The organism is Bradyrhizobium sp. ORS 375 (genome assembly GCF_000239775.1).
Taxonomy (GTDB): Bacteria; Pseudomonadota; Alphaproteobacteria; order Rhizobiales; family Xanthobacteraceae; genus Bradyrhizobium.
In genome coordinates this window covers 1-14,932 of the sequence record NZ_CAFI01000420.1, presented here as the reverse complement: position 1 = coordinate 14,932, position 14,932 = coordinate 1, and the positions used below count along the sequence as shown (strand labels likewise).

Here is a 14,932-nt window from a genome sequence, read left to right as displayed (position 1 = left end):
TCATTGGGCCCCAGAACCTGTCGGTTATCCGTCGAGGAGCTTCCGATCATGCACGCGATCCGTATCCACACGTTCGGCGGCCCCTCGGAGTTGGTGTGGGATGACATTCCGATGCCTGAGCCCGGCGAAGGCGACGTACTCGTCCGCGTGCGGGCAGCGAGCGTCAACCCGGTCGACTACAAAACTCGTTCCGGTAGCTACCCGGCGGTCACACAGGAGCAGTTGCCGAAGGTCCTCGGACGGGACGTGGCCGGAGTTGTGGAGCGTATCGGCAGAACCGTCACACGATTTCGCACCGGCGATGCTGCGTTCGCCATGCTCGATCGCGACGTTGGCGGCTACGCCGAAATTGTGCGCATCCATGAGGGTGATGCTGCTAAAGTACCCGATGGCGTCGATTTCATCGAGGCCGCGGCCGTCCCTCTTGCTGCGCTGACGGCGTGGCAGGGCCTGTTCGATCATGGCCACCTTGAGGCTGGCCAGAAGGTGCTGATCCATGGCGGAGCGGGTGGCGTTGGGCATTTCGCCATCCAGTTTGCCAAGAACGCCGGTGCATGAGTTGCAACCACGGTCTCCGATCCAGATGTCGAGCTCGTGCGCAAGCTCGGCGCGGACAAGGCCATCGATTATCGAAACGAACAGTTCGAAGACTTGGTTGAGGACATCGATCTGGTGTTCGACCTGATCGGAGGCGACACTCAGGACCGGTCCTGGGCGGTCTTGAAGCCCGGTGGCGTCCTGGTCTCGACATTGCAGAAGCCCGATCCGGACGAAGCCGAGCGTCGCGGCGTCCGTGCGACCAACTACATGGCCGAGCCGAGCGGAGCGCAGCTCGCGGAGATCGCGCGCCTGCTCGAGACGGGCAAGGTGACCGTCGTTATCGACTCGATCTTTCCTCTGCAGGACGTCGGCAAGGCACACGAGCACATGGAACACGAGCATGTGCACGGTAAGGTCGTGTTGCAGGTCGCGGGCGAGATAGCACGTTCACGTCAGTGACACCCGCGACAGATCGGTTCCGGAGGACTCCCGTTGACAGCCAATCTTAATGAACTCGACCGTATGCTGATCGGCGGTGTGTGGCGCGCCGGAAACGGGACGGATCGCATTGCAGACAAGGATCCGTTCACGGGCGACACGCTGCTGGAGATCGTTGAAGCTGACGAATCCGACGTGCAGGCCGCCTACTCGGCCGCCGTCACAGCTCAACGCGACTGGGCTGCCGCATTGCCCTCCGAACGCGCTACGGTCATGCAGCGCGCGGCTGACGTCATGGTCAAACGCCGCGATGAGATCGTTGACTGGCTCATCCGCGAGGCCGGCTCGACCCGGCTGAAGGCGAATCTGGAATGGCAGGCGGCGCAGGCCGTCATGCTTGCTGCTGCATCGATGCCTTATATGGTGGAGGGAGCGATCCTGCCCGCCGATATCCCTGGCAAGGAATGTCGCGTTTACCGCAAGCCCGTCGGGGTCGTCGGCGTGATCAGCCCGTGGAACTGGCCGCTGCAGCTCTCGAACCGCAGCGTGGCCCCGGCCTTGGCGGTCGGCAACGCAGTGGTTCTCAAGCCGGCCAGCGACACGCCGGTCAGCGGGGGCATCCTGCTTGCGAAGATTTATGAGGAGGCCGGCCTGCCGTCCGGTCTTCTGAGCGTCGTGGTGGGCTCGGGCGGACGGATCGGCTCTGCCCTGGTCAAGAACCCGGCCGCACGCGTCATATCGTTCACCGGCTCCACCAGCGTTGGCCGCGGCATCGCCAAATTGGCAATGGTAGAGGCCGACATTATCAAGCGCGTCGAACTGGAGCTTGGCGGTAACGGTCCGTTCGTCGTACTCGACGACGCCGATCTCGACCTGGCGGTGCGGGCTGCGGTGTTCGGCAAGTTCCTCCACCAGGGGCAGATCTGCATGATCACGAACCGCTTCATTGTGGTCGACGCTGTCTACGACGAATTCTCTGAGCGATTTGCCGCGGCGGTCCGCCATCTCAAGGTCGGAGATCCGCAGCAGCCCGACACGATGATCGGCCCGATCATCAACCCTCGCCAATTCGAGGCCGTCAACAAGCTGATCTCCTCGGCCCGCGCCAGCGGCGCCCGGGAGCTCGTGGGAGGCGACCCGGACGGTCTCGTGATCCCGCCGCACGTCTTCGCCGATGTCACCAACGACATGGAGATCGCGGCGAACGAGATCTTCGGACCTGTCGCACCGCTCATCCACGCACGCGATGAGGAGGATGCGCTGCGGACCGCCAATGCAACCACACAGGGCTTGAGCGCATCTGTGTTTACCCGGGATCTCGCACGCGGTGCTCGCTTTGCCGAGCGGATGGAAGCGGGCATGGCTCACGTGAATGACCAGCCTGTCCTCGATCTGCCGAACAATCCGTTCGGCGGCGTCAAGAATTCCGGCATCGGCCGTTTCGGCGGCAAGTGGGCCGTCGCGGCTTTTACGACAGATCAATGGATCACCGTGCAGCACCTGCCGCGAACCTATCCGTCCGACACGGCCACTCAATGAAATCATGCAGACGCTCTCATGCTCTCAGGCTGCGCGCGACAGCAGCCGTGCCAGCATCGGCTATGTCACGCTCGCGTCTGTGACGCCTGGGACAAAAGACCTCCTATTCCAATTCTAGCCCCCTGCCCTTATGCAGTCTTCGTCCTCATCGATCCTTGTTCATGAGCCTGCTAGCGACGTGATCGGTCAGAGCTGAAGGCAGCTGGATGCCTGAGAGCTTCCATTCGCGACCTTCGAAGTGCATGACGATCCCCCCGTCGGCCTCCTTGCTTCCGAGTCGGATCCTGAACTCGACGAGCTTGATCGGCTGGAAGCGCCCCAGCAACGCCAACCACTTCGATGTATCGAGATCTCCGAGGCTCGGCATCGCACCAAGCTCGTCATTATCCAGGACGAGCGCGCCACTCTTCAGTAACCGGTTAAGCTGCCCTTCTTGGATAAGTCGATCGACAAATGCATCGGCGATCGACGCCCCGTATGTATTGGCGGCCAACCGCTCGAGCGGCCGAACGGTGCGATTAGCGCCAACCCGCTTTAGATAAGCTCCAACCACCTGCTCGACCAACGACCGCCGAAGACGAGGAACGTCGGTGCGATCAAGCACTGCGGTCCCATCACCGATGCGAACCGCCTCCGCGAGGCCTACCAACGACACCACAGCGGATCCGACATAGATACCTGTTCCAAACACGACAATGACAAGGATAGACAGCATCCAGCGCATGAATACGTTCTTCGTCCTTATGAGGCTCCCTTGGAAGAGCATGGTGACGTCGCGTTAATGTCGAACCTCTCCATCTCAGACTGCGCAGCATCGCGTCAAACCCTCTGCGCTTCTGCCGATGAGAGTTAAGCGCTCCGGGCTTCTGCCGGCGGACTCCGGTCATGACGGGCATCAACGACGAGAGACATGGCCGAAGCTGCGGCTTCACCTGGCACAAGTTCATGGGGACCTGCGTCGCCTCTTGCGATGGACCCTTCCGACCCGCCACGCTCTGACACGTAGCAATGCCAAATACGTTCGGCGAATTTCTCTGTCGTAAAACACGTTTGTGCCCGCACTCTTCCGGCCTTGCCGAGACGACTCGCCAGCATGGGATCATCGAGCAACATCTTGATGGCGGTCGCAAGCGCGCCTGCATCACCCGGCGGAACGCTTAGTCCTTCGAATCCATCTCGGCAGATATGCGGCACAGCTGTCGGGAGCAGAGTGTTGACGACAGGCACACCACACGCCATCGCCTCGAGCTGAACCAGCCCGAACGTCTCAGCGGTGGTGACGGATGGAAGCACAAATACATCGGCGGCTTGTATCAGCGACCGCAGCTGCTTGAACGGGAGCGAACCCGCAAGGGTGATCCGATCCGAAAGTCCCCTTTCACGTATCTGGCGGAGCAGCTCACGATCGTCCGGTCCAGCGCCACACAGCACAAGATGACCATCGACGGACGCCATCGCCTCCACGAGTACCGAGAACCCCTTGTATCCGACGAGCCTACCTACGCCGACGATCAGCCGTGGGTGCAATCGCCTCAGTGCAGCGATAGCGCCGAGCTGGTCCTGATCTCGCCACGACCAGCGCTGAACATCCACGCTGAACGGAATGATCCGCACCTTATCGCGGTGCGGTGCCAAGGCCTGAAACTCCTCCATCAAGCTGCCGTCTGCAATGACGATCGCGTCAGCGCGCTTCAACATTCTCTCCTGCAGTGGCCGGAGAAGCGGCAACAGCACCCGTTGTTTGACAATGTTGGAGTGCCAATGCACGACAAGCCGCGTCGATCTTTTCAGACCGAATGCGGCGACAATCGAACCCAACGGATATGGTTCGTGCAGCGCGAGAACATCGGCGTCTCTCACCTGTCGGAAAAGAGCAAACGGACAAGACAGCGATATTGGCAGAGACCACAGGGTGCCAAGAGATGCGATCCGATGCACCTTCACGCCATTGATGATCTCCTTGACGTACCGACCAGCCGTACGAGCAACCACGACGTGGCATTCGCACTTGTCACTCAATGCGTTCACGATATTGCGGATGACGGACGGGATCCCGCCTTCGACATCTGGTGGGTAGACCTTGTAGGCCTGAACAACCTTGATGCGCCGCGCTGCACTCATGATCAGGCTCGTTGGCGAGGGCGTACGTCTCGCCTGAGATGAGGCTGCAGTCTTGCGCCGCTCTGGCCGCCGGGACACCGCCTGAGACCCTCCAGCGCGAGCGTTGTCTCCGGATTCGCCAAGGTCGCCGAGAGATCGGACGGCGTTCCGAAGCACATGAATTGAGCGACCGGGACGATCGAGATATGCTGACCCGCTGCGATCATCCTGTTGTAAAGTGGCGCGATATAGAACTCGCCTCCCTCCATGTCCTGCTGTTCAATTGAGCGATCGATCAGCGCGAAGAGCTGTGTGGTCGACCGGAAGTAATAGGTTCCGGTGGACGCATGCGACGAGATGACGCTTTTCTCGCGCACTTCCTGAACCCGTCCGGCTTCGTCGGTTCTCGCGTAACTCCAGCGTCTCTCAGCCGAGTCGAAAACAAGGAGCGCTCCCTCGACGCCGCCGAACATATCGCCGTCAGCGCCTCCGCTCACAAAAGCGCTATCGGCATTGTGGACCAGTGTCGGATGATGATACGCGACGCAATTGCGCGCGCCGAGAACGCTCTCTGCCTGTCCGCGCGTCACCCGATCCAGCTCGACGACCTCCGGCCTATAGACCGCGAACGCCTCCTCGATATCCGTTCGCAGCCGCTCCGTATGCCGGTCGCGAAGGATAACGAAGATCAGCTTTGCGCTCCGGTGCAACGGTAACGATCGCACCGAATGACGATACATCGGCTCGCCGAGAACCGGAATCAACGGCTTGGGAGCCGCAAATCCTGCATCTGCGAACCGGCGCCCTTCACCGGCCATCGTGATCACGATGTTCATCAACCCAGAGGCTTCTATTGGAGTTCGCCGCCACCCACCGGATGTCTCAAGTTGCGGCCAGTTGCCCTGAAACTGAAGCGCGTTGTCGTCGATGTAGACATCCGCGTGCGGCTTGCCAAATACGAGCTCATCGAATTCGATGTCGTGCGCCCGAAGCCAGTCGTGCAACGACGCTCCTTCGCGGGCCTGCACCAGACCGACATTACCGCCGCACGATTTCATGTGCCGGGCGGTATGGATGATGATTGTATGCCCTTCGCGACGGCGGGCTTTCAGGAAAGCAGAGACGCCTGGAAGTGGCCGGACCGAGCCGTAGGATGCGCCAGGTGCTCGGAACTCGCAGATGGTCCCGTCCAGATCGATGCAGAGCCGCACGGCAACACCTCGTTCAAGATCTCTATGCCTGTCAGATACAGCGCGATCTGACGCTTCTCATCGTCGCCGTGAAGCGGCAGCATGCTCAGAAACAGCATGGCTTCGAGCACCAGCAGATCCCGGATCGGATATTCCACTTTTTGCGCAACCCACGCGAGCAGGCTTTGTCCAAGCTGCGCGGACTGCCGCGACTGGAAACGCGTGAACGCGATGTTGCAGGGCTCAACCGACAACTCGTACATCTCGTGGACGATGTAATCGTATCCGCCGTGAAAGGAGTGCAGCAGCTTCGCAAGATCATACCGCGGATCTCCGAAGCACCCTTCGCGGAAGAATTCGCCCCGGGGGTCGATCAGCTTCAAGATGCTGGTCTGCGGATCGTAGAGAATGTTGCTGAAACAGAGATCGCCATGAACAACCGTGGCACGATAATCCGCGCCCATCTCGACGATGATCTCCTCGATCTCAGAGAGATAAGCTCTCCATCCACGGCGCTCCTGCCCGTTGACGATGACTGCTTCACGACTGACGATCTCGTGGATGCGGCTTTCTGGATCGAGCTGCCCCATCCGGGCGTTGAGCTTCCCGATATAGAACTGAACATGATCATTCAGGCTCACGGTTTCGCCTGCATAGGCGGTGAACTCCTTCCGAATCTCCAGGACCGATTGAAGCACGCGGTGCCAGATGCGCTCCGGGAGATCGAAGAAGACGAGATATTCCGACAGGGTCCGGTAGCTATAGAACTCCATGCTGTATGAGATCGAGTTACCGATGGAAAACTCGTGCATGCGCGGAAAATATATCGAGAGCGGCCGCGGCAACTGCGCGTAATAATTGATCTCTTGCATCAGCTTCGTATTGCGCGTGGACTTCTTCGTCAGAAGCCCGCGCCGCTCGTCTATGGTCAACGAATTGAACTCTCGCGTCCCCATCAGTCGCGTACGGATCTGCGTCGCCGTGTCAAGATGACCAAGATCACACCAGACAACCTGATCGCAGAGCTTCAGAGCGGGAAACGTCCTCGCAAATAGCCCACCTACGGTCGACGGCTTGTCGGACGACGTGAGCGCTGCTTTCAGAGTTGCGATCGAGGGCGCCCAGTAGGCCCCGATATCGGTTTTTAGCTCCGGTTCACCTGCGTCAGTCACTTCATCACGACTAAGATTGCAGTGCGTCACACCATCGCCATCGACCCTGAAATACGAATATTTGTCGGATTCGATGAACGGAGCGACGTAGGCTGTAGGTTCCCGCGGCAGGGCTTCCGCAATATCCTCGAAATAGATGTCTCCATGAACGATCAGAACAGCACCGTCGTGAGGCCGCTTTGACGAATAGTCTTGCAGCGCAGATTTCAGCGTGTCAGTCGGAGACGCTGTTTCTGCCGATGCAACACGCGTGATGAACAAATCGACGCGCCCGCCAAAGGCGGCGCGAAGAAACTCCTCCACACGGGTCTCCCCTTCCCGAACCGCCACGACGACCTCTCCACCGAAGCGTTTCAGGTAGTTAACGACGACTCGGTAGATCAGTGGTCGTCCCTCGTAAGGAAGCAGCACTGGCGTCGTCGCGTTGAACACGGACACGAAGTCATGCGTAACGACTCCAGCGGCAAGTACCACCAGCACCGTTCTCGACGGCCTCTCTGTGCTCACATCCGCCCCCTGAATAACTCACTCCATCAGTAGAATATTGCGGCCGCCGTCGTCTGCTTAGTAGCCGACAAAGGAACCCATAATTTTCGATGGAGTCGCTCGCATCGATCACGTAGACGTTCGACAGGTTGCCAACTCGGAGCCGGACGCAATTGGCGCAAGACATCACCTGCAACGGATCGGACATCACTTTTGTCTTGCAGGGAAGCGTTCCCTCGACGGGACAGACTCGACTTCGCGTCACGGTGCAGAACCTTCGCAGGCTTTGCCCTGGGTGCACTATCATCTTCAGCACGTGGAGATCCGCCATTGTCCCCTCGGAGCTGGATGTGGACCTCGTTGTACAGTCCGACGACGTGGCCGCCCTTCCTGACATCCGGCTTGCGGGAAGCGCCGATAACAATGTCAACCGACAGATCCGGAGCACCGCCGCCGGTATGGCAGCGGTTGTTACACCGCTGGCCGTTAAGCTGCGCTCCGATTGCGGGTTGTCCGATCTTGGCTTCTTGGCGTGGCGCGGTGACGTGCTGAGCCGGGATGCGATCGTCGTGTGTAGCCTGTTCACGGTAGACCCGCGCATGTTCGAGCAGCTGCCTTTTCACATCAGCGATTGGTTTCAATTCGGACGAACCGACACCTTGCGAAAGCTCTGGGATTGCCCGTTCGTGACATTGGAGGACGCGACATATTACGAACGTCAGCCTTTCGCTGCGCATTCAAGCTATATGGATCGCAAGTTCAGGTGCCGCCTGGCCGTCGAACAGTCGATTGCCACACATTACGCCGCGCGTCTTGGGTACAGGATTCCGGCCTTCCATAACGACACATCTGCGCACGTCATGCGCGATCATGATCGCTTCCTGCGCGAGCGTGTGGTCGTACTCGACGCTGCCGACATCAAACTCGACTTCCCCAAATACGACTGGGCCGTGCGCTCGGGATTTCAGAATCTGAATTGCGTAAGCCATCTGGACTGGCGGATGAACCTCGACTTGGCCAGCCCACCAGCGGGCGGGCGCCGTCGCCGCGCTAAAAAGTGGCTTTTCCGGACGATCAGCCGAGCTATCGACCCCATGGGCGGAATTATCTATCGCACCCCCATGAAGAAGTTCACCGCCGCTATCATGCGTACAGGGTGGTAAGATGCGCCCAGAAGTCCTCAGTGGCCTCACGATCGTTACGCCAAGCTACGAGAAGCACTATCAGCAATTCGCGCGCTTCGTCGCCAGTATCGACAGCTTCTGCCTAGATAAGAGCTTCTTGACGCTGCTGGTCGTCATTGAAACCGTCAATCGGGAGCTGTTCTCCAGTTTATGCACGCGGCACCCATCTGTTCGCATTCGTTTGGTGACTACCGAGGCCATTCTCGACAGCTTTGAGATTCCGGATTCTTCGCCGGCCTTCCTCAATCGTGTCGGAAAGTTCACCTTTCAAACGATGAAGAAATTGGGAGGCCTGCTGCGAGTGCAGGATGAATGGGCGCTCGTGATGGACAGCGAAACGCTGTTTCACAAGCCCTTCTCAGCCGCGACCCTGTTGGCCGACTACGTCGGGCAAAGATATGTCTTCTTCACTGAGACGGATCCGCGCGGAGCGCGCTGGAGGGACTCGCTCGGGCACGCGGTGACCCGGAATTGTGCAGAAGCCATCTCGGCGAGCGGCGGCGACCGCTGGTACATGGAATACTTTCATTGGTTCTACGAGATCGACAAGGTGCGTGAGCTGGTCGATCATCGACTGTCTGCGGCATGCTGGCGAGCGATCAGGCAGGGGACGCCAGGCGATCTTTTCGAAAATATCCTCTTCTATCTCTTTCTCGAGAAGCATCACTCGGCCGAGTATCAATTCATCGACTTCCATGCTCTGGTCCAGGAGACCCTCCCGCCGGAGATTAGCGGCCGTATGGTGCTCAGCGAGCTGCCGTTTGCACTGTTCGGGAATGAGTACCTCTTGAATATTCTCCGCCCTGAGGAGGTACAGTTCCTTGGCGCATTGTTCGCAAAGTACCGGCTGCCGTTCGTAAGACTTGAACCACCGTTCCTGGATCACCGGTACATCATCGAGCTCAAGAAGCTTCCCAGTTTCGTCGCCACGGTGTCCTCACATCACTTCATGTGGCTCAAGGGCCGGGTCGCGATCTGCGTCAGTGGGCAGTTCCGTCATTCGGTTCACCGGACCCCAGAACACCATCTCCGTCATCTCGCCGGATTTTTGGCGGGGGTCGATTGCGACATTTACGTGCACGGCTGGTGCAATACGAGCGAAGCGGCAATCATCCATGAATTGCAGCCGAAAGCGTGGCTGTTCGAGCCCAGGCCATGCTTTGCAGCCATTGCCGGCCGGATTACCGTCCACGAGGAGAAGCTCAAGCCAGGACGCGACGAGGGCTCCCTGGCGATGTTCTATGGGATGCAGCGTTGCTTCGAGTTGATCGAAAATACTGCGGACTATGACCATATCGTGCGCATCCGCCCAGACATCTGCTGCAACAGCTCGCTCAAGGAGCTGATGTTCGAGATCAGCGATCATGGCGACTTCCTTCCCGACGCAGTGTATGTGCCGCGCGGCTTCCAGTCCAAGGGCTTGAATGATCAGTTCGCGCTGGGTGGGCACGAGGTTATGAGGACATACTTCCGGACGTTCGACTTCATTCTCGAAAATATCGACAAGCTGGCCTTCAATCCTGAGATGGTGCTGCTGCGTAACCTTTTGGAAAACGGCGCGCAGATCGCTTTGCTCGACATGCCCTACGCACTGATGCGAGACGAGCCCTTCAGGATCGATTCCGTCCACCATCACCTCCATGATCAGGAAGGAATATGGTGGTCGCGCACGGATCAACTGCCGGTCCTGGTCGACGTTACGGCATTCTTTTCCGACAAGCTGGCCGCAGCCGAGGGCATTCTGCGAAAGGTGATCCCAAATTCCCTGGTCTTCGAGCACTCATCATCAGCTCCCTACGTCGGTCAGGCCTGGATCGAGGACTACAACCCAGATGCCCGCGTAATTGACTTCAAGCAGATTGCTGGACTCCATTGGCCGGTCTTTCGAGCACCGGGGTGGTCCGTGAAGCAAGCCAGAACTTTCAACTTCTTGTCCAAGACTCCATCCGGATTCCATCTCGCACGCTGGCACTATGATGGTCGACGCTTTCGGCGTGAGGCCATTTCGGGGCTCCTTCCCTCCGCGCGAGCGCCCAGCCGCGGTCTGGCCCGCGCGGCCTACATTATCACTGAAGTGGCCAAATCGGTCCGGGCCGATATGGTCCGTGTATTGCGGCGCCTGAAGCGCGTGGGATCGCGCTACGCAAGGCTGGTAAGCCGCCCCGTTCCTTGAGTTAAACGAGCTTAGAGCCTTGTTCTCGTCAAGGTGACCGTGCCGGTCTAGTCGGGCGCCCTACACCGACAGCACCGCGATGCTACTAGCGCTGGCTGGCAACAACGGACCGTTGCGGACAGCATCGCGCGCCAGGGCGCTGTCACGATCATCAACGAGCGACGTTTCGTCGCACGGCGCGGCCTTGATAGGGAATTGTGCACTGACAATTCCAACTGAACTTCGCAGGACATCGGAACTTCCCCTCGAGGGACTACGAGCCTACATTGCTGCAACTTCTAACAACTGATTTGCCCGCTCTTCTAGCGACCCCGGGGATCCAGGATCGGTGCTAGATGCAGCCGGACTCATATCGAGCGTTCGATCCTCATCGTCCTCTGCGAGGGGCGCTCAATAATACAATCTGGCGTTTAACTTGCGTTATGGCGGCGGAATCAAGGCGAGGTATCATGCTCATGTAGCTTGCCACGCGGGGATCATCACTTTGAGAGCTGGGGCCGCTTTCCCGGTTTTTTGTTCTGGCGCCCCTCGTAAGGGGGCGCCTCCCCCTGGCCGACAGCATGGTATGAAAAACGCCCTTTTGAGCAAGCTTCCGCCAGCCGAGTTGGCGAAATTGGCGCCTCTTTTGAAGTATCAATCGGTACAGCAGCACACGGTCCTGTTCCACCCTGACCAGCCTATGAAGGTCGTCTACTTTCCTATCAGCGCAGTCATCTCGTTGGTTGCGGAACTTGCAACCGGCGAAACGATCGAAGCAGCCATGGTCGGATCGGATGGAGCAGTCGGGGCCACCTCAGCTCTGAGCGGCGCGGGAGCGCTAAGCCGTGGCGTCGTCAAGCTCGCTGGAGACGTGCTCGTCTGCGACGTCGCGGACCTGAGAACGGTCGCAATGAATAGCGCTCAGGTCATGTCCCTACTCATACGGCATGATCAATCTGTTTATGCGCAAGCTCAGCAGTCCGTCGCCTGTTCTGCAACGCATAGCGTTCAGGCCCGTTTGTGCCGTTGGCTGCTACGGGCCCGCGACTTCTCAGGCGATCGCAACCTTCAGTTTACGCATGAATATCTCGCGGTGATGCTCGGGGTGACGCGCTCCAGCGTGACCACCGAAGCCCGCCTGATGCAGGAGGCCGGCCTGATTCGGTATGCCCGAGGCAGTATAACGATACTCGATCTGGAGGCACTCGAAGAGTGCGCATGTGAATGCTACACAGCCGTCAAACTGCAATACAGCCGCCTTTTGAGCAGCTGATCCGTTCCGCCATTGCGGGGATGAGCTGTCGCTGAGCGCTTGAGATCGGCATCTGTGAGCCGCTTCAGATCAGCCACATCAGGGACATGGGGCCATGTGCTAGCCCAGAACGCGCCCGTCACGCTCTGCGCGTTGAGCGCGCCGGGCTCCGTCCATGGAGCGACCGGTGGGGCAGGCAGAAGGGTTCTGACGGATTGATACTTCGTCGCCCCGACAGCCAGCTGGAGCGCGCGGACATGCCCGAAACTGCTGAAAATAGTACGGAAGGAGAGTTGTTTGCTTCGGGCCTTGCGATCGTTCTTGAGTCTTCAGAGGTTGGCCGAGGAGATCAATGAACTGGCGAGATGTCAGAAATCGATCGAACATGAGATTGCCAACGGCTTCCGGGACATCAAGGCGCGGCTTGATCTGGACCGACAGCTGGTGCCGATCTGGCCGTCTGACAAATGGGTGGCAACGGACCTCGACGGCCTGAGGATATGGATCAATCTGCACGACAACTATATCGCCAGGACGATTCTTGAAGGGCATTATGAGAATGAGGTCCTGGCGATCATTGCCAAGCAGCTCAAGACGGGCGGTGTCTATGTCGATATTGGTGCCAATGTCGGCGCCCATGCGTTACGGGTCGCTCGACACGTCGGATCCGAAGGACGAGTGTTCTGCTTCGAGCCACGCGTCGATACATTCCATATGCTGAGTAGATCGATCGAGGAAAACAGTCTGGCAGACCGCTGCGTCATTTTCAATAAGGGTCTAAGCGACAAGGAATCCTTGGGCAGGATGCGACACTTCGATCTCAATCCGGGCGCGAGCTTCGTGCTCGAAGATACCAGCCCAGAAGACGAAAGCATTGTGCTCACAACTTTGGATGAGATCGATTTCGGAGAGACGGTCGACGTTCTGAAAATCGATGTGGAAGGTTTCGAGACCAAGGTCCTGCGCGGCGGCAGGAGCTTCTTTCGAAAGTACCGCCCCATCGCCACGAGCGAAGTCTTCCCTGCCGCACTTCGCAATGCAGGTTCTTCGAGTGCCGAGGAGTATGTAGATCTTTGGAACTCCTATGATTATGAGGTCCGTTGGTTCGAACCGAACGAAGCAGGGGCAGTCGTCCAGGCGAGTCTATTACGGGATGAATCGAGATTTCCAGATCTGTTCAACGTGATCTGCTATCCACGCTAAGCGGGCACTATCATTTTCTAACAGTATTGATCTGGGTCGGATCTCACTCTTTGGCGCCGTCCCGTGCAATCGTCCTGGACGCAGCGCTAGTAGCGCCTGGATCGTGAACTCGAAGGTGACCCAGGCGATCCGGATTGATCGCGGGGCCCATTTTCGATCACTCAGGCAGCGATGCTCTGCGATCCGCTCAATGCTTTAAGCGATGCCCGCGCTAAGCGGTCTCGCTGTTGCATATCGGACATGTTTGACGCACACTGCCGTACATGCAGTGCGACGGGTGCGAGAGCGCGCGTCGTCGAATAGAGCTGCGTATTCGCAGCTTCTACGATGAACCTTGAAGATTTGTATCGACTTCTCCGAACCAGCCATGTTCAAGCCCAAGGAATTGTCGATACAATCGACGAGCCGCTTCTCGTGCTCGACGAAAGTGGCGCTGTCATCGAGGCCAACCGCGCTTTCTTCGTCACTTTTCTCGCGGAGCGGGACGACACCATCGGCGTTTCTTTGGATCGCCTCGGCAACGGCCAGTGGAATATTCCCGAACTCAAGCGTTTGATCTCGGAGGTCATCCCTAGGTCCGCTGCAGTGATCGACTATGAGGTCGCCCACGACTTCCCGGCCATTGGCCCTCGCACATTCTTGATCACAGCAAGGCGCCTATCCAGGCCTGACAACAATAGTACGCATCTCGTCATCGTCTTCACGGACGTGACGGAAAGACGCACCAAGGAGCGTGAGAGCTCGCTGCTATATTCAGAGCTCCGTCACCGGCTCATCAATCTCTTAGGAGTCGTGCAGGTTATCGCAAACCAGATCGAGACTGAAGACAGGTCGGCCGAAGACTACAAGGCAACGTTTCTGGCGCGCGTTCACGCCCTGGCCAAGGCTCAGTCGATCATGGCTGCCGGCAGCTCATCAATCGATTTGGCTGGTCTGTTGCCGCAGGTGTTGTCATCCTTGAAAGACGAGCAGCTGGTCTTTTCGGGAGGACCGCCCTTTTCACTGCCGTATAATCAGGTGGTGCCGGTTGCGATGATCTTGAGCGAACTCGCGACCAACAGCTTCAAGTACGGGGCACTCGCGCAACGCCGTGGCACTGTCGAGGTGAGCTGGCAGATCAATTCGGACTGCTCCAATCGCCCCTGTCTCTGCTTCGTATGGCGAGAGAGGTGCCCTGAGCCTATCGCTTCACCCGCCCGGACGGGGACTGGAACGCTGATCATCGCGGAGATGACCAAGTTCAGCTTGCACGGCGAGGCCGAGTTCAGATTTCAGCAGGATGGCCTGCGAGCAACGCTCCTCATCCCCATCGCGATGCCTCTTGAGGCAGGCTGAAGAGCTTGAAGGTAACGATCGGGCGCAGGGCAGTTGCTCGTGGCGGCAGATGGGACGAGTTCTGTTGTGGCCCTCACCGACGAGGTGACGGCCTGTCCACTCCTACTGGAACTCCTGAGATGCAGGGCGTTGGTTCACACCAGTCTCGGAGTCCAAAAATGGAGAAGGCACTGCGGCAATTGGCAGTCTGGCCGGCAGGAGACGGCGAAATGGCGGAGCGCATCCGCGCCCATCATTGGGCGATAACGCCGCTCGGCCCGATCGACAATTGGCCGCAAAGCCTGCGGACAGCCCTGGACATGATCCTTGCGATGCCCGGCCCTGCGAGCATCCTCTGGGGT

General features: G+C 58.7%; 11 protein-coding genes and 2 pseudogenes. 9 read left to right on the top strand and 4 right to left on the bottom strand.

Annotated elements, in window-relative coordinates; translation table 11 throughout:
* Nucleotides 1-48 precede the first annotated feature (48 nt).
* The 3 genes and pseudogenes from BRAO375_RS38740 (at nucleotide 49) to BRAO375_RS27575 (ending at nucleotide 2,517) form a co-directional block, all read left to right on the top strand.
* Nucleotides 49-558, top strand: a complete 510-nt coding sequence (locus BRAO375_RS38740; protein ID WP_009030719.1) for an NADP-dependent oxidoreductase — start codon at nucleotides 49-51, stop codon at nucleotides 556-558.
* Nucleotides 559-570: 12 nt separating this feature from the next.
* A pseudogene (locus BRAO375_RS38735) lies at nucleotides 571-999 on the top strand (zinc-binding dehydrogenase); the annotation flags it as partial.
* A gap of 33 nt (nucleotides 1,000-1,032) precedes the next feature.
* Nucleotides 1,033-2,517 carry an aldehyde dehydrogenase family protein gene (locus BRAO375_RS27575; protein WP_035642609.1) on the top strand — a complete coding sequence of 495 codons (1,485 nt, stop codon included), beginning with the start codon at nucleotides 1,033-1,035 and terminating at the stop codon, nucleotides 2,515-2,517.
* Between the two features lie 145 nt (nucleotides 2,518-2,662).
* On the opposite strand, the gene BRAO375_RS27570 is transcribed toward BRAO375_RS27575, so the two are convergent.
* From BRAO375_RS27570 to BRAO375_RS27555, 4 genes are all read right to left on the bottom strand, one after another.
* Nucleotides 2,663-3,241, bottom strand: a complete 579-nt coding sequence (locus tag BRAO375_RS27570; protein ID WP_009030716.1) for a DUF2939 domain-containing protein — start codon at nucleotides 3,239-3,241, stop codon at nucleotides 2,663-2,665.
* A gap of 125 nt (nucleotides 3,242-3,366) precedes the next feature.
* Entirely contained in the window at nucleotides 3,367-4,638 is a 1,272-nt protein-coding gene (locus BRAO375_RS27565) for a glycosyltransferase (protein WP_052536151.1), read from the bottom strand.
* A 2-nt stretch (nucleotides 4,639-4,640) separates the two neighbouring features.
* Nucleotides 4,641-5,621 (bottom strand): glycosyltransferase family 2 protein, encoded by a 981-nt coding sequence (locus BRAO375_RS27560; RefSeq protein ID WP_175345375.1) that lies wholly within the window; start codon nucleotides 5,619-5,621, stop codon nucleotides 4,641-4,643.
* A 104-nt stretch (nucleotides 5,622-5,725) separates the two neighbouring features.
* A complete protein-coding gene (locus BRAO375_RS27555) occupies nucleotides 5,726-7,417 on the bottom strand; it encodes a hypothetical protein (protein WP_139031489.1) in 1,692 nt (563 codons plus the stop codon).
* A gap of 197 nt (nucleotides 7,418-7,614) precedes the next feature.
* On the opposite strand from BRAO375_RS27555, the gene BRAO375_RS27550 reads away from it, so the two are divergent.
* The 6 genes and pseudogenes from BRAO375_RS27550 to BRAO375_RS37695 form a co-directional block, all read left to right on the top strand.
* Nucleotides 7,615-8,628 carry a WavE lipopolysaccharide synthesis family protein gene (locus tag BRAO375_RS27550; RefSeq protein WP_083842548.1) on the top strand — a complete coding sequence of 338 codons (1,014 nt, stop codon included), beginning with the start codon at nucleotides 7,615-7,617 and terminating at the stop codon, nucleotides 8,626-8,628.
* A gap of 1 nt (nucleotide 8,629) precedes the next feature.
* Nucleotides 8,630-10,822 carry a hypothetical protein gene (locus BRAO375_RS27545; protein WP_009030710.1) on the top strand — a complete coding sequence of 731 codons (2,193 nt, stop codon included), beginning with the start codon at nucleotides 8,630-8,632 and terminating at the stop codon, nucleotides 10,820-10,822.
* A gap of 565 nt (nucleotides 10,823-11,387) precedes the next feature.
* Entirely contained in the window at nucleotides 11,388-12,074 is a 687-nt protein-coding gene (locus BRAO375_RS27540) for a Crp/Fnr family transcriptional regulator (protein ID WP_035642604.1), read from the top strand.
* A gap of 315 nt (nucleotides 12,075-12,389) precedes the next feature.
* The gene (locus tag BRAO375_RS27535; RefSeq protein ID WP_175345374.1) at nucleotides 12,390-13,256 is read left to right on the top strand and encodes an FkbM family methyltransferase; all 867 of its coding nucleotides are present in this window, start codon (nucleotides 12,390-12,392) and stop codon (nucleotides 13,254-13,256) included.
* 327 nt (nucleotides 13,257-13,583) lie between these two features.
* On the top strand, nucleotides 13,584-14,591 hold the full coding sequence (locus BRAO375_RS27530; protein ID WP_035642601.1) for an HWE histidine kinase domain-containing protein: 1,008 nt from the start codon (nucleotides 13,584-13,586) through the stop codon (nucleotides 14,589-14,591).
* A 158-nt stretch (nucleotides 14,592-14,749) separates the two neighbouring features.
* Nucleotides 14,750-14,932, top strand: a pseudogene (locus BRAO375_RS37695) (histidine kinase); the annotation flags it as partial.